The following is a 14,713-nucleotide window of genomic DNA, read 5'->3' as shown; positions in this document are numbered from 1 at the left end:
GAGCCAAATGCAGCAAAGTAAAAACAGCAAACAAAGGTTGCGCTTTGAGATATCCGACCAATTACACGGAAAACGCTAAACTGGAGCCTTTCTTTATCCACGCTCACCCCCCAAATACCGCTTCTTAGCCTCTTCATTCCGGCCAAAGTCGCGGACCATATTCTCAATCGCCACCTCATCCGACTTATCAGCATAGCGGAACTCTGAATCCGCGTAGCGGTTGATCTCTTGCACGACCATCTCCACCGTGATGGGCTGGCGCATGTCTTCGATCATCGCTTTCTTGGTGTCGTAGTCTTTGAATAGGAACAGGTCCGGCTGCTCCATCCATTCATCGGGCAGCTCGAAATCCATTGCGCGGACTTTGACCGCGTCGGTGATGTTCTTGATCGCGCGGCCTGTGAAACGCGGGTCGGCCTCTTGGATCGCTTTCAGGTACGTGCCCAGTTTGTTGATCGTGTCCAGCGCGCCGATCTTGGATTGCACGGCGTTATAGACCTCCAGCAGCCCCGCTTCGTGCGGTTTGGCGTGGCCTGCAAAGCTGGCGGCGACGGCCTTTTTGATCGCTTGCGCTTCGAACGCTTGGTGATCACCCAGCGGGATGTCGTGGTTTTTGCCCATCAGCAGGTACAGGATATCAACGTAATCCTCCCGCGTTTGCGGCCCGTCGACAAGGAACCGCGCACCGGCGCGTTGGCGCAGGGCATCGTCCACATTCTCGGGGTAGTTGGAGAACATGCCGAAGGTGCAGTTCCCGCGAACGACCGTATTCGCGCCAGCAAAGCTTTCCATCAGCACAGCGGTGATTTCCAGCTGACCGGCAGAGGACTGGCGATCGCCGCGCTTGCCCGCAAGCTGGTCAATGTCGTCGATGGTGCCAAAGCCGATGACAGACGGGTCGATGATGTTGTTGATAAACGCCTTGGCGTTCTGGCCGGATTTGCCCTGATAACTGTCGATGTTATCCGTGCTCAGGTTCTGGTAGCGGAACGGATAGCCCGCGTTGCGGCAGTATTCCGAGATCAGTCCAGCCATCATCTGGATCAGCGTGGTTTTACCCGTGCCCGGTGCGCCATCACCCATGAAGGTAAAGATGAACCCGCCCAGATCGGCAAAGGGGTTCAGGCGCCGATCAAAATCATACGCCATGAGCATCTTCGCCAGCTTCATGGATTGGTATTTCGCGATGTGGTTACCCACCACCTCGTTGGGTTTTTTGAAGCTCATCGTCAGGGTCGTCGATTTCGCCTTGGACGCAGGAGAGAACCCGCGCACCGTGAAATCATCTGCATCAACGTGCCATGCAGCAGCGGCAAACGCCTCTAGCCGCGGCGCGGTGGTGGCCCGCAGCGCAACCTTTTCCATTAGGCTTTCGGCAAAGGCGCAGACGGTTGCCACCAGACGCGCATCATCGCTGGCGTGGGCGGCAATGTCGCTGTCCAGCTCCCACAATGCGCCGTGCAGGGCAACCTGTCCGTTGTCGGTCAGCATCTCATCGAAATCGCCCACCTCAACCGTCACTTCCGTGAGGTGCGAGGACAGCAGGTAGGCGGTGGCATTGCCGAACACATACAGCGTGACCAAGGCTTCGGCGGCCAACAACTCGCTGAACTCGGTCTTGCGGGCGGGGGGCAGCGCGCCTTCCAGATTGGAACGTTTCAGATCGGCAAGACCCGCGTGATCCGCGAAATTCTCGGCCACGGCCAAAGCGATCGCAATCGCGCGGCGCAGGTCATGCAGGACGGTGGCTTGCAGTGGCGACATCAGCGCATCATCGCCGTCCGCCGCCTCGACCCGCGCAATCAGTTGCACCGCCCCGGTCACCGTCCGCCGCTGAGTTACCAAACCGGGCGTGGTGGAACGAAACCGCCGCCGTGTACCGATACCTGAGGACCGCTCGGGCGTTGCGTCATCTACTGCCTTGCCGATCCGAGGCGCGTGGTCAAACCCTTCGATCAGGGACTGCGCCATGGCTACATGCTTCGCGATATCCTCTTCACGCATTTCCATCTGGTCGGACGTCTGGCTCATGATCGTTCCTCTCTAAATTCTGCGGCGGCCTCTATTTCTTTTGGCCATAAATATCCAAATCCGCGGTCGCAGCGGGTGCGCTGCTCAATACTGCAGCACACGGCCCGCACTGCTCACCACAAACTTACGCACACCGGCAAAGCCCGGCGGATTTTGCTCTTCCAGCACCTGATAAGGTCGCTGGGGCAAAATGATGCTGCGTTGCGTACTGGTCGCCCCCATGTCGGGCATCTGCCCGCCCATGGGATCAAGCGCGAAAATCTCGCGCTCCACGGTCGAGAACCAACCGGCCTTCTGCTCGATCACGCGGTCCGACAGTAGATCTTCTTCAGTCCAGACCATCGCCCAATCCTGACCTTCTGGCGCTTTGGCTTGGGCCAGAACATCGCGCAGCGGGCCGTTCTGGCGGGTATAAGCGTGACTGTACATCGGACCAAGATGGAAGCGGCGCAGTCGTTTGGGGTGCAAATCGTCAAAGTCCTCGTCAAAGCCGCGCGCGATGGTGACCAGCTTTAACCCGCCCAGCGCCTGCGCGCTCAGATGCGCCTGTACCTGCGCCCAACGGCGGGTATCACGGGGCAGCGCCTCACGACCTGAATCCTCGACTTCCATCATATAGATAACTGGCAGGTTCACCTGACTGTCATAGGTCGCCCAGTGTAGCCTGTAGGAGCGCCGGCCATGCTCCTCGCCTATCCATTCGGCCTGCGGATCGTTGCGCACCCAAAACAAGTCGCCCTTTAGCAATTCCTCATAATAGAGCCTTTGTGAGAGACTGAATTGCAGCTTTGTCGGAATGTTGCGGTCGCTCAGAATCGCCTGGACCATCTGGTCTTTATGCGCCTCGACCGATGGCATCGCAGACAGATGCGCCTGCGCATTCTGCGCATCATTGGCCATTGTCATCAGCTCTGCCGCGACGGGAAAGCCGCTGTCGCGTCCGTCCACGGTGAGGGAACCAAAGAAGCGCCCTGTTTCACGGCCTACCAACAGATATTTCCAGCTAAGCGCCTGAAATGTGTGGGTGAGGCTGACGGCATAGCGCGCGAGTATTGTGACCTCATCACGGGTCAAATGCCCCTCGGCCTCCATCACACCAGCCACACGCAGCATGTGCTGCATGATGCCTTGGAATTTGGCAAAATACCTGCGGCTGGCGAAGGTGTCTTTCAGATCATAATGATCAGCAGCAGGGTCTGTCATGAAATCAACCCCAACTTACGCCATACCGGCATCAAGAACCCTCGAAGGAAATACTTTTCGCAGATACGCAACCATCCGACAAACAAGAGCGGAGCAAGCCATAAAAACAGTCCGCAGCCTACCGCAGTGCTAAAGGTTGATCCGCCTACGGTAGTGAGCGAAATGCAAAGACCCGCAATGGCCCCAAGCACAAACGTGGAGAGCCCGAATTTGATGTGATCGAAGCGGCTCCAGCGCTGTCGGTCACTCCCCATAAGCATTGCTGTCGTGCTTCTCGATGATCTTCTGGAAACGGCGCGCAAAGCGTTCGTCTGCTTTGGCCTTCTGTTCCAGCACGTCACGCGCGAACACCATGTGGTCTTCATGCTTTTCCATCATCTCCGCCATGCGGGCGTTGGTGGCTGACCCGATACCGGCCATGGCGGACTGGGCTTCTTGGTCCGTCTTCACGCCGATTTCGTTGATGCGGTGGGCGACGTCTTGTTGTTGCGCCGTCTTCAGCGATTTGGTGAGTGCATCATACAGGACCACACGCTGCTTGGTGTCTGTTTGCAGCTTATTGATCAGCACCATCTGCGTGGCCGCCTGGTTCTGCAGACTGTCTACCCACGTCTTGCCCTTGTCGATATAGCGCTCAAGCGTCTGGGACTTGGCCAGCTTGACCTGCTCCTCTTGCACCATGGCATTGTAGCGGCTGTTTGCCTCTGCCAGCTGGCTTTCCAGCGCGGTGCGCTTTGCCGCGTCCGTCTCTGACGCGATGGCGTTTTCCAGCTTGATGATCTCGGGGTCCATATCCGCGATGTCATTGCGCAGGGCTTCAAGCTCGGCCACGGTCATTTCGCGGTCGCTTAAGGTTTCAGTCAGGTTGCCTTCGACTTTGGTTTTCTGTTCTTCCAAAACGGCCAACTGACCTTCCAGAAGTTGCACAATGGTATCAGACTTGGCGATCAGGTCCTGCAGCTTGTCGTCAATGGATGCCGACCGGACCCGCTCTTGGCGCATGCTGTCGGCCTTCGCAGATGAGAAGATGCCCACGACGCTTTCCCAGCCGGTCTTTGATCGCATCTCGTCGAAGTCACGCGAAAAGCCTGCCGTCACATCATCCAGCCCCATGATCAGCTCTGCAATGTTGGCGTTCATCACCTCTGTGTGGGCATGAACATCTTCAAGCGAAGCGTTTTCAATGTCGATCTCGGCTGCATCTCCGGTCTTCAGCTTGGCGCGAGCCGTTTCGATACGGCTGGTCAGCTCGGCGATCTTGCTTTGTGCTTCCGCCACCTGTTCCTGGGATTCGCGTACCTGCGCGTCGAGATTGGCCATTGGATACTCCGTGTGAATGGGTCTTTGTCTGAATATATGGAATGTAAATCGAATTTACATCCCCTGAGCCTGTCTATTGCCAGAGTTTTACAAAACACTGCCCTAAAGGAAAGGCTGAACAGCCCACACCGCTGTATGGCAGGCCTCTATTTAAGACCCAAGAGCGCCTTAACCATCGGGCCTTCGGGGTCCATCAAGCCATCAATCACGTCAAAATGGTGTTTGCCTTCCTCCACCACACGCCGCGCGCCCCAGCCACGGGCCAATTGCTCGGCTTGTTCCAGAAACACCGGCCGCTCATCGGCGCCAACCCAAATGGTCAGATCAAGGCCGTGAGGGGGCTGCATATTCACAGGGCTTTCTGCCTGCGCTTCTGCCGCATCAATGCGCAGCACCTCATTCATGGATGTATCCATGAGCGGGGCCAGATCCGCGACCGGAGAAATTGCGACAATCTGTTTGATCCGTTCGCGGATTTCGGAGGGCAGAATCAGCGGATCGGTCATGCGGCACACCAGATGGCCACCAGCAGAATGGCCCGCCAACGCCAATGGCCCGAAGGTACGATCGGCAATTCGTGTCACAGCCGCCGCGATCTGCCGTGTGATTTCTGAGATACGCACATCAGGGCAAAGATCATAGCTTGGCATTGCAACGGCCCACCCCCGCGCAAGCGCTCCGGCAGCCAAGTGCGACCAGATTGATCGATCAAAGGCCTTCCAGTAACCACCATGCACAAAGATCATTGTGCCACGCGCAACCCCTTCGGGTTGAAAGAAATCAAAGGCCTGACGTTCTGACGGACCATAAGAGACCCCTTCTTGTGCCCGCGCACCAAGGCTGTCGCGGAAAGATTTCGCGGCCTCCTCCCAACGCTGTGGATAGGCGTCAGCGTCCTTGATATAAGCTGCGTTGGCATAGGCATCATCCAGCTTCATGATGTCGTTCCTTTCAATGTGAACTGGACAATCATACTGGGAGTTGGTTTGGGTGCCACTAAGAAATTCTAGGAGAACGCATCATGACTGCTTCGACAACCGATCTGAAATCCATTCTTAAAGACCCCAGCCTGCTGGAAACCCGTGCCTATATTGGCGGAAAATGGGTGGACGGTGACGACGGGACATTCGATGTGACCAACCCGTCCCGCGGTGACGTTGTGGCAAAAGTCGCCAACCTGAGCCGCGCACAGGTGGCTGGAGCCATCGCACAGGCCGAAGCCGCCCAGAAAGAATGGGCAAGCTGGACCGGCAAGGAACGCGCTGCCGTGATGCGCAAATGGTTCGACCTGATGATGGAGAACCAGGACGATCTGGGCGCCATCCTGACCGCCGAGCAGGGCAAACCGCTGGCCGAAGCAAAGGGCGAGGTCGCCTATGGCGCGTCCTTCATCGAATTCTTTGGTGAGCAAGCCAAACGCGTCTACGGTGAAACAATCCCCGGCCATCAGCGCGACAAGCGCATTACCGTGATCAAACAGCCGATCGGCGTTGCCGCATCCATCACGCCGTGGAACTTTCCCAACGCGATGATCACACGCAAAGCCGCACCAGCGCTGGCCGCTGGTTGCTCCTTCGTCGCGCGCCCTGCAGCAGAAACTCCGCTGAGCGCGATTGTAATGGGCGTTCTGGCCGAACGTGCCGGCATTCCTGCGGGCGTGTTCAACGTGGTGCCTTCCAGCTCTTCCTCTGCTGTTGGCAAGGAATTCTGCGAGAACCCTGCCGTGCGCAAGCTGACCTTCACAGGCTCGACCGAAGTGGGCCGCATCCTGATGAAGCAGGCTGCCGATCAGGTCATGAAATGCTCGATGGAGCTGGGCGGCAACGCGCCCTTCATCGTGTTTGACGATGCCGATCTGGATGCCGCTGTCGAAGGCGCGATCCTGTGCAAGTTCCGTAACAACGGCCAGACCTGCGTCTGCGCAAACCGTATCTACGTGCAGGCCGGCGTCTATGACGCTTTTGCAGAAAAGCTGACCGCCGCCGTGCAGAAAATGAAAGTCGGTGACGGCTTTGAATCCGGTGTGGACCTTGGCCCGCTGATCAACCCCGCCGCAGGCGAGAAGGTCAAAGAACATATCGACGACGCGGTGTCCCACGGTGCGACCGTTGTGCTGGGCGCCAATGGCGCGATGGACGGCAACTTCCTCCCGCCCACCATCATCACCGGCGTTACGCAAAAGATGAAAGTGGCGCAGGAAGAGACATTCGGCCCCCTCGCCCCGCTATTCAAATTCGATACTGTTGATGACGTCATCGAAATGGCAAATGACACGATCTTTGGTCTGGCGAGCTATTTCTACGCCAACGATCTAAGCCGCGTCTACAAAGTCGCCGAGGCGCTGGAATACGGGATCGTCGGTGTGAACACCGGCCTGATCTCAACCGAAGTCGCACCCTTTGGCGGTGTCAAACAATCCGGTCTGGGCCGCGAAGGCAGCCACCACGGGATCGAAGACTATCTGGAGATGAAGTACATCTGCATGAGCGTCTAAACCGCTTTTCGCGGCCAAAGCTGATTTGGCCGAAAAAATATGATTGCCCGCCGGTTCCATTGGAATTCAGGCGGGCATTTCTTTTGATGGTTCCGGCATGTTGCGCCGGTCTGGTATGCGCAGAAAGCCGACATTCGCTTTTTGTGAATGAACGGCTGCTTGATGCGGGCTGTGCCATCCGCCAGTCCAAGCTTTCACAGATTGAATCTATCTTATAAGAGACGTCACTGATATTCAGGTCCGGTTATAAAATTGCAGAGAGACAGCTGATGAGTGCTACGGCAAAGAAACGCGCCCTGATGGCGGATGACATCCGCGCGGCAAAGGGCGGTGCTCCGCTGGTCAGCCTGACCGCATATACAACTCCGATGGCGCAAATGATGGACGCTCATTGTGATTTCGTTCTGGTGGGCGACAGCGTGGGAATGGTGCTGCACGGATTGCCATCAACTCTGGGTGTCACGATGGAGATGATGATCCTGCACGGGCAGGCTGTCGCACGTGGATTAAGCTCTGCGATGATGGTCATCGATATGCCGTTCGGGTCCTATGAGGAAAGCCCTGAACAGGCATTTCGAAACGCAGCACGTCTGATGTCTGAGACAGGCGCAGGAGCTGTAAAGCTTGAAGGCGGTGTTTCCATGGCCGACACGATTGCATTCCTAGTCGCTCGCGGCATTCCCGTAATGGCCCATATCGGTCTGACGCCACAGTCAACAAACACGCTTGGCGGGTACAAGGTGCAAGGTCGGGGAGATGCCCGTGATGCCCTGATTGCAGATGCACATGCGGTCACTCAGGCGGGTGCTTTTGCCGTCGTGTTGGAAAAGGTGCCGGCAACTCTGGCTGATGACGTGACCGCTGCGGTGGATATCCCAACCATCGGCATCGGCGCGAGTGCGGGCTGTGACGGTCAAATTCTTGTGGTGGACGACATGCTAGGGTTGTTCACAGCATTCAAAGCCAAGTTCGTGAAACGCTACGCCCATTTAGGTGAAACCGCAGAGGCTGCAATCGCGAGCTACGCCGAAGAAGTTCGCAATAGGTCGTTCCCGTCAGCGGAACATGTCTTTGCCGATGAAGTACCCAACAAATGATAGCGCCGATTGAACCAACATTGGCAGGTCTGCGCGTGCGCACGGCTGCATGGCGCAATGCGGGCGAAACGATTGGGGTTGTGCCAACGATGGGGGCTTTGCATCAGGGGCATTTGTCACTGGCCCGTGCCGCACGTGACACATGTGACCGCGTCATCGTCACTATTTTTGTGAATCCCAAGCAATTCAACAACCCTGAGGATCTCGAAAACTATCCTCGAACCGAACAGGATGACGCCAGAAAGCTCGAATCCATCGGTGTGGATGTGATTTATGTGCCTGATGGCGCACAGATGTACCCCGATGGCTTTGCCACGAATGTATCCGTTGGCGGCCTGACAGATATGTTGTGCGGCGCACATCGGCCGGGGCATTTCGATGGCGTGGCGACTGTCGTGTCAAAGCTGTTCTTGCAGACCTCTGCCGATAAGGCCTTCTTTGGTGAAAAAGACTACCAACAGCTACAGATCGTGCGCCGGATGGCCGCCGATCTTGATATCCCGATCGAAGTCGTTGGATGCCCCACAATCCGCGAAATGGACGGGCTGGCCATGTCTTCGCGTAATTTGTTACTTTCAGACCGGGCGCGGGCCAAGGCGGCGGCGTTGGCAGACGTGATGGAGGACATGCGGATTGCTTTGGTAGACGGCGCCTTGATGTCGGATATCGTTGATGCCGCCAAAGCAAAAATCATCGCTGCCGGTTTCCACGAAATTGAGTATTTGGAGCTGCGAGACAGCCAACAGCTAAAGCTTCTAAACGAGGCAGGTTCCAGTTCGAGGTTGTTCGCGGCAGCGTGGCTGGCGGGTGTTCGTTTAATCGATAATATCGGCGTAGAATAAATCAAATCTGACATTGGCGCGCATCATGGCGTATGTGAAAAACTGCACACCTACCCGCTATGCGGATCGTACGTAGTTTGATTTTCGCCGCTATCAGCACCAAACAGGCGTTGTTACAAAACCTTCTTGAATTGGAAACAAACGCGTAGTGAATGACCAGTAGGTCACCCCCAATCAAGGGGGTCGCGATATGTTGCGTTTCGACAGTGTCACAAAATCATTTGGTGCCAATACGGCTGTAGAAGCCGCAAGCTTTACCGTCGACAAGCCGATGATGATCGGGATTATCGGACGATCCGGCGCGGGTAAATCCACGCTGCTGCGGATGCTCAATCGTCTGACCGATGCGACTTCGGGTGAGATCGAATTTGACGGCACCAACGTCACGGCCCTGCGCGGCGCGGCCAAGCGTACGTGGCAGTCGCAATGCGCGATGATCTTTCAGCAGTTCAATCTGGTGCCACGGCTGGATGTGGTCTCCAACGTGTTGCACGGCACGCTGAACCGCCGCTCTACTTTCTCGACAATGTTCAATCTGTATCCGGACGAAGACATCCACCGCGCGATCGACATTCTGGAGCGCCTCGGCATTGCTGAACATGCGCCCAAGCGCGCTGAAGCCCTATCGGGTGGCCAGCAACAGCGTGTCGCGATTGCGCGCGCCCTGATGCAGGACCCGCGGATCATTCTGGCGGATGAGCCCATCGCCTCGCTGGACCCGATGAACGCCCAAGTCGTGATGCAATCGCTGCGTGACATTCATGAACAGGACGGCCGCATGGTGATTGCCAATCTACACACGCTTGATACCGCGCGCCGCTATTGCGACCGCGTCATCGGCATGCGCGCGGGCAAGATCGTGTTCGACGGCACGCCCTTTGAGCTGACCACAGACACAGCGCGCGAGATTTACGGCGCGGACGCGTCCTTTTCCGAAGCGACGACATCGACCGAGATCGAAACCATTACCGCCGCGCCCATCGCGGCCCAGTAAACGATTGCTTTCCCCGCACCCTTCGCGGGGTGCTATCCAACTGAAGAGAGACCAAGATGAAAAAAATCATCGCAGCTGCCCTTATGTCCACCGCCCTGACAAGCGCGGCCCATGCCGATGCCCATGCCATCAGCGAATTCCGCATTGGTATTCTGGGTGGCGAAAACGCTCAGGACCGTATGAACAGCAACGAATGTCTGCGCAGCGCTGTTGAGGATGCACTGGGCGTTCCGACAAAGCTGTTCGCACCTGCGGATTATAACGGCGTGATCCAGGGCCTGCTAGGCGGCACGATTGATCTGTCGCTGATGGGCCCGTCTTCCTACGCGGCTGTGCATATCGCTGATCCCGAAGCGACCTCCCCCATTCTTGTGAAGGTCAACGCGGACGGCTCCACCGGCTATTATTCCATCGGGTTTGCACGGGCTGACAGCGGTGTGACATCTCTTGAGGATCTGAAGGGCAAAGTGTTCGGTTTTGGTGATCCGAACTCCACGTCCGGCTACCTGATCCCGTCCATCGAGATCCCGACAATGACCGGTGCCAGCATGGAAAGCGGCGCGTACTTTGGTGAAGTGAAATTCACTGGCGGCCATGAGCAGACCATCGTTGCAGTAAACAACGGCGACGTGGCCGCTGGCGTCACATGGACCGATGGCCAAGGGAACTGGGAAGACGGCTATACCTTCGGTGCTTTGCGCAAAGCGGTTGATGCTGGTCTGGTCGATATGAACGATCTGGTGGAGATCTGGCGCTCCAAATTGATCCCGGGTGAACCAGTGGTTCTGCGCAACGCGCTGCCCGAAGACGTGCGCGCCAAGGTGACTGCAATCATCGACACCATGGGCGAAACCGACCCAGAATGCGCATCCGCGATTGCAGGCGGTGAAGTGCTTGGTTTCGACCCGATCACGCATGAGGCCTACGACTCAATCGTCGCGGCACGTCTGGCGAAATCAAATTAAACGATACGATTTTAGAACGATCTGCTGGCTCCGGTCTAACCGGGGCCAGCAATTTGACGTGTGGGGATAGATCATGGCGGATAAAGTGACAGGGGACGGTAACAGCGCAGAATTGGGCAAGGCCTATCTGGCGCAGGTGAAAGCCAAACGGTTGATGAATTTCATCATGCTGGTGCTGTTTCTAGCCCTGCTTGGTGCCGGTTTTGCAACGGCTGACAGCCGCAATGCCGGCGGGTTCTGGGACGGGCTTGGCAATGTGTTCGATTTTCCGGCCGCGCTTATTAGCGAAGCGATAGAGCGGGCGCATTTGATGCCGGGTTACCTGATCAAATACTTCCCGTCCTTGATTGAGACGATCAACATCGCTGCCGCCTCAACGTTGCTGGGGGCCATGATCGGATTGGTAATGTCACTATTGGTAACGCGGGGACTGGCACCTGTACCGTGGCTGGTTGGCCCTTTGCGGCGTGTCCTAGATATCCTGCGCGCCTTGCCCGAAATCGTGATCGCGCTGGTCCTCATCTTTATGCTTGGCGGCGGCCCTGTGCCTGCGATGATCGCGATTGCGCTGCACACGATCGGCGCCTTGGGCAAGCTGTTCTCGGAGGTGAACGAGAACGCCTCGCTGAAACCTGTCGAGGGGTTGGCATCGGTCGGGGCAAACTGGACGCAACGGATGTGGCTGGGCGTTGTGCCGCAAGTCGCCCCGAACTACCTCAGCTATGCGCTGCTGCGGTTCGAGATCAACATTCGCGCTTCAGCGATCCTTGGCTTTGTCGGTGCTGGCGGTATCGGCTATGACCTGCGCAACACGATGAGTTGGGGCGTCGGCAAGTACGACGAAGCCGCAGCGATCTTCATTCTGCTCTTCCTCACAATTGTTATTGTTGATCAGCTATCGAGCATGATGCGCAACCGCCTGACACATGGCATTCCCAGTGCGGAGGTCATGCTATGAACACCGCAACGCTGCATGCACAGACCGTCACACAGTTTAGCCGTAAGAAGCTGACCGCCGTCGCGGTGCCGATGATCATATGCGCCTATTTCGCATATATCTTCGTGTCCTTCGACATGGCTGGATTGGGGGACCGGATCAACCTTAACAACGCCCGTACGCTGGTCTCTGATACCTACAGCTACAAAACCCATGTCGCGCAGGATAACCGTGACGGTACGGTCAAAATAGCGATCGAGGGGGAGCGCAAAGCGCAGTACCCCGATGGCATGCGTCCCGATTGGATAAGCCAAAGCGAAGATGTCACAACGGTTGATCTGGGCCGAGGTCATACGATCACTTTGGGGGCAGAGGTCCGCTATGACATTCCGGGCTATGGCACGGTAACAGCGCGCCCGGATGGAAGCGGGGTAAATGCGGTATTCCCGCAAGGCGATTTGCCAGAGTACATCAATGCCTCGAAAAACCGGATGATGATCGCGACCGAAGCAGGCCGCCTAACGGTGACCCGGGCCCGCGCCGAAGTGTTCAAATACGACTATGGCTGGGAACTGTTCTTCTTCACGCTCGACAGCCCCTATTACGGGATTGGGCCAGCACAGCTTGCATCAGAGGCCCTGAGCGGAGAGGCTACCGCCATCTGGAATGATTTCTGGACCAATAAGATGTGGCGCCATGGTGATGTCTTCTGGGCCCTGCTTGAAACATTACTAATGGCATTTCTGGGTACTTTCGGCGCCGCAATCATCGCGCTACCGCTCGCATTTCTTGCGGCGCGGAATTTCACACCGCTGGGCGTTCTGCGCTTTACCGCGAGACGGGTGTTCGATTTCCTGCGTGGCGTAGACGGGCTGATCTGGACGATCGTGTTGAGCCGCGCGTTCGGCCCCGGCCCATTGACTGGCGCCCTTGCCATACTGCTGACCGATACGGGTTCATTCGGGAAAATGTTTTCCGAAGCCCTAGAAAACGTCGATGAAAAGCAAATCGAAGGCATCGCCTCAACCGGTGCAAAGCCATTGCAGCGCTACCGCTTTGGTGTGATCCCGCAGATCACACCGGTCTTGCTGAGCCAGATACTCTATTATCTGGAATCCAACACCCGTTCTGCCACGATCATTGGCGCCATCACCGGCGGTGGCATCGGATTGCTGCTGACGCAGGCCATTGCGACGCAAAAGGACTGGGAAGAAGTGAGCTACTACATCGTGCTGATCATCTTGCTGGTGATGTCGATGGACACGCTGTCAGGCTGGCTACGGCGCAAGCTGATCAAGGGCGACGGAGGCGGGCATTGATGGCAAGGCTGACCGAAGACAAACCCTTTTTGCACCCCGACTGCGAGATCACTGATGCAAGTTTTGGCAGATACACAGAAATCGGACGCGGCAGCCGACTTGCTCACAGTCACATCGGCGATTATTCCTACTGTGACCGGTTCGCCGACATTGCCAACACCACCGTGGGCAAATTCTCCAACATCGCTGCTTACGTGCGGATCGGAGCAACCGATCACCCGATGGAAAAGGCCAGCTTGCATCACTTTCACTATCGGTCGGCGGACTATTTTGACGATGAATCTGACGACGCAGACTGGTTCAAACACCGACGCACACGCCGCACCACAATCGGTCATGACACGTGGTTGGGCAACGGCGCACAGGTGCGACCGGAAGTGACCATAGGACATGGCGCAATCGTGGCTGGCGGCGCTATCGTCACCAAGGATGTGGCCCCCTATATGATTGTCGCCGGCATACCGGCTGTCTCTCTCAGGGCGCGGTTTGCGCCTGACGTGGCTGAACGCCTGCTGGCGTTGGCATGGTGGGATTGGCCGCATCCACGTCTGCGCGCGGCGTTAGAGGATTTCCGTACCTTGCGTGCCGAAGAATTTTTGGACCGCTATGAATAGCTATCCCTTCGGATGGAGGACAAGCAGCAGCAATCGGCTGATCCGTTGTGATCGGAAAAGCCTCAGCTGCCTTCTAGACAAGCTTTGTGAAATCCTAGGTGTCGGACAAAGTAAGCGTCACCTTGTCTCCTGCAAACCATGTTCGGCCAACTTCGATCGGTGTGCCATCTGGCTCTATGTTAACGCCAATCGTCCGAAGGATCGGCGCATGCTCGGCTATTTGCAGATGCAAGGCCTGTGTTGCTGTGGCCAGCTTGGCATTCACGCGCGTTGAGGCACGGGTGTAGTCGTGCACCCCGCATTTCGCCAGCGCCTCGGTCACCGATGGGTTGTTACCAAGGTGTTCCAGAATTCCTGTGCAACGTGTTGCTGGAAATGCGCTGCGAAAAAGGGCAATGGGGCGTCCTTCGGCCAATGACAGCCCCTCATAGACATGGACCTGCGCACCGTAGGGCAATTGAAGGGCTTCCGCTTCACTGGCAGAAGCCGTGCGGGTTTCCAGCAACAGCACCTTTTTTGCCGGGGAACGCCCCGCTGCGCGCAAATTCTGGTGGAACCTGACCCGACGCCCGATTGGATAGTCAGTAGGTGTGGTGGCGACAAAAACGCCCGCCCCGCGCCGGGAATGGACAAGGCTCTCTTCGGCGAGCGCGGCAATGGCGTGGCGCACTGTATGGCGGTTGACGCCAAATCTTTGCGCAAGGGCTGCCTCGGTCGGCAACTTATCACCCGCTCCATAAATCCCTTCGGCGATGTCGTGCCGGATCGAGGCAGCGATTGCTTTCCAAATTGGTGTGCGCGGGGTCATGTCACTAAATCTTCACACTTCGGGGGATTGGCAGTGATCTGCACCACCGTTATGATTTGTCTAGTTGTATAGACAACTCCGAAAGGTGT

General features: G+C 56.9%; 13 protein-coding genes. 8 read left to right on the top strand and 5 right to left on the bottom strand.

Translation table 11 applies throughout. The annotated features are described in order from the left end of the window. Positions 1–93: 93 nt before the first annotated feature. The 4 genes from K3757_RS01430 to K3757_RS01415 all read right to left on the bottom strand — a co-directional run bounded on the left by K3757_RS01430 (position 94) and on the right by K3757_RS01415 (position 5,492). A complete protein-coding gene (locus K3757_RS01430) occupies positions 94–2,031 on the bottom strand; it encodes an ATP-binding protein (RefSeq protein WP_259998613.1) in 1,938 nt (645 codons plus the stop codon). A gap of 84 nt (positions 2,032–2,115) precedes the next feature. Continuing rightward, positions 2,116–3,234, bottom strand: coding sequence for a hypothetical protein (locus K3757_RS01425; RefSeq protein WP_259998611.1), 1,119 nt, complete (start codon positions 3,232–3,234; stop codon positions 2,116–2,118). A gap of 243 nt (positions 3,235–3,477) precedes the next feature. After that, positions 3,478–4,554: a hypothetical protein gene (locus K3757_RS01420; protein ID WP_259998609.1), complete on the bottom strand. Its 1,077-nt coding sequence runs from the start codon at positions 4,552–4,554 to the stop codon at positions 3,478–3,480. Positions 4,555–4,700: 146 nt separating this feature from the next. Continuing rightward, on the bottom strand, positions 4,701–5,492 hold the full coding sequence (locus K3757_RS01415) for an alpha/beta hydrolase (RefSeq protein ID WP_259998607.1): 792 nt from the start codon (positions 5,490–5,492) through the stop codon (positions 4,701–4,703). Between the two features lie 83 nt (positions 5,493–5,575). Here K3757_RS01415 and K3757_RS01410 point away from each other — a divergent pair, with 83 nt between their 5' ends. The 8 genes from K3757_RS01410 (at position 5,576) to K3757_RS01375 (ending at position 13,816) form a co-directional block, all read left to right on the top strand. Continuing rightward, positions 5,576–7,048 carry an NAD-dependent succinate-semialdehyde dehydrogenase gene (locus tag K3757_RS01410; protein ID WP_259998605.1) on the top strand — a complete coding sequence of 491 codons (1,473 nt, stop codon included), beginning with the start codon at positions 5,576–5,578 and terminating at the stop codon, positions 7,046–7,048. Between the two features lie 269 nt (positions 7,049–7,317). Continuing rightward, positions 7,318–8,145, top strand: coding sequence for a 3-methyl-2-oxobutanoate hydroxymethyltransferase (panB, locus tag K3757_RS01405; RefSeq protein ID WP_259998603.1), 828 nt, complete (start codon positions 7,318–7,320; stop codon positions 8,143–8,145). Then, positions 8,142–8,987, top strand: a complete 846-nt coding sequence (gene panC, locus K3757_RS01400) for a pantoate--beta-alanine ligase (RefSeq protein ID WP_259998601.1) — start codon at positions 8,142–8,144, stop codon at positions 8,985–8,987. The genes panB and panC overlap by 4 nt, the downstream gene beginning before the upstream one ends. Before the next feature lie 190 nt (positions 8,988–9,177). Further along, positions 9,178–9,981: a phosphonate ABC transporter ATP-binding protein gene (gene phnC, locus K3757_RS01395; protein ID WP_259998599.1), complete on the top strand. Its 804-nt coding sequence runs from the start codon at positions 9,178–9,180 to the stop codon at positions 9,979–9,981. A 56-nt stretch (positions 9,982–10,037) separates the two neighbouring features. Next, a complete protein-coding gene (gene phnD / locus K3757_RS01390) occupies positions 10,038–10,946 on the top strand; it encodes a phosphonate ABC transporter substrate-binding protein (RefSeq protein ID WP_259998597.1) in 909 nt (302 codons plus the stop codon). A gap of 73 nt (positions 10,947–11,019) precedes the next feature. Then, positions 11,020–11,904 carry a phosphonate ABC transporter, permease protein PhnE gene (gene phnE, locus K3757_RS01385; protein ID WP_259998594.1) on the top strand — a complete coding sequence of 295 codons (885 nt, stop codon included), beginning with the start codon at positions 11,020–11,022 and terminating at the stop codon, positions 11,902–11,904. After that, complete coding sequence (gene phnE, locus K3757_RS01380) at positions 11,901–13,202, top strand: phosphonate ABC transporter, permease protein PhnE (protein ID WP_259998592.1); 1,302 nt, start codon at positions 11,901–11,903, stop codon at positions 13,200–13,202. Before phnE (K3757_RS01385) ends, phnE (K3757_RS01380) begins: the two co-directional genes overlap by 4 nt. Next, positions 13,202–13,816: a chloramphenicol acetyltransferase gene (locus K3757_RS01375; RefSeq protein ID WP_259998590.1), complete on the top strand. Its 615-nt coding sequence runs from the start codon at positions 13,202–13,204 to the stop codon at positions 13,814–13,816. The genes phnE (K3757_RS01380) and K3757_RS01375 overlap by 1 nt, the downstream gene beginning before the upstream one ends. Before the next feature lie 94 nt (positions 13,817–13,910). On the opposite strand, the gene phnF is transcribed toward K3757_RS01375, so the two are convergent. Beyond that, positions 13,911–14,624: a phosphonate metabolism transcriptional regulator PhnF gene (gene phnF / locus K3757_RS01370; RefSeq protein WP_259998588.1), complete on the bottom strand. Its 714-nt coding sequence runs from the start codon at positions 14,622–14,624 to the stop codon at positions 13,911–13,913. Between the last annotated feature and the right edge of the window lie 89 nt (positions 14,625–14,713).

The sequence above is a fragment of the Sulfitobacter sp. S223 genome (genome assembly GCF_025143825.1).
GTDB lineage: Bacteria > Pseudomonadota > Alphaproteobacteria > Rhodobacterales > Rhodobacteraceae > Sulfitobacter.
Note: the sequence above shows the minus strand (reverse complement) of the source record. Positions and strands in the feature narration are given on the sequence as shown.

Excerpts from the sequence above, each read along its gene's own strand:
- K3757_RS01425 (WP_259998611.1), bottom strand. The coding sequence starts at position 3,234 with ATGACAGACCCTGCTGCTGATCATTATGATCTGAAAGACACCTTCGCC.
- phnD (WP_259998597.1), top strand. The coding sequence starts at position 10,038 with ATGAAAAAAATCATCGCAGCTGCCCTTATGTCCACCGCCCTGACAAGC.
- K3757_RS01430 (WP_259998613.1), bottom strand. The coding sequence starts at position 2,031 with ATGAGCCAGACGTCCGACCAGATGGAAATGCGTGAAGAGGATATCGCG.
- panC (WP_259998601.1), top strand. The coding sequence starts at position 8,142 with ATGATAGCGCCGATTGAACCAACATTGGCAGGTCTGCGCGTGCGCACG.
- K3757_RS01410 (WP_259998605.1), top strand. The coding sequence starts at position 5,576 with ATGACTGCTTCGACAACCGATCTGAAATCCATTCTTAAAGACCCCAGC.
- panB (WP_259998603.1), top strand. The coding sequence starts at position 7,318 with ATGAGTGCTACGGCAAAGAAACGCGCCCTGATGGCGGATGACATCCGC.
- phnE (WP_259998594.1), top strand. The coding sequence starts at position 11,020 with ATGGCGGATAAAGTGACAGGGGACGGTAACAGCGCAGAATTGGGCAAG.
- phnC (WP_259998599.1), top strand. The coding sequence starts at position 9,178 with ATGTTGCGTTTCGACAGTGTCACAAAATCATTTGGTGCCAATACGGCT.
- phnE (WP_259998592.1), top strand. The coding sequence starts at position 11,901 with ATGAACACCGCAACGCTGCATGCACAGACCGTCACACAGTTTAGCCGT.
- K3757_RS01420 (WP_259998609.1), bottom strand. The coding sequence starts at position 4,554 with ATGGCCAATCTCGACGCGCAGGTACGCGAATCCCAGGAACAGGTGGCG.
- phnF (WP_259998588.1), bottom strand. The coding sequence starts at position 14,624 with ATGACCCCGCGCACACCAATTTGGAAAGCAATCGCTGCCTCGATCCGG.
- K3757_RS01415 (WP_259998607.1), bottom strand. The coding sequence starts at position 5,492 with ATGAAGCTGGATGATGCCTATGCCAACGCAGCTTATATCAAGGACGCT.
- K3757_RS01375 (WP_259998590.1), top strand. The coding sequence starts at position 13,202 with ATGGCAAGGCTGACCGAAGACAAACCCTTTTTGCACCCCGACTGCGAG.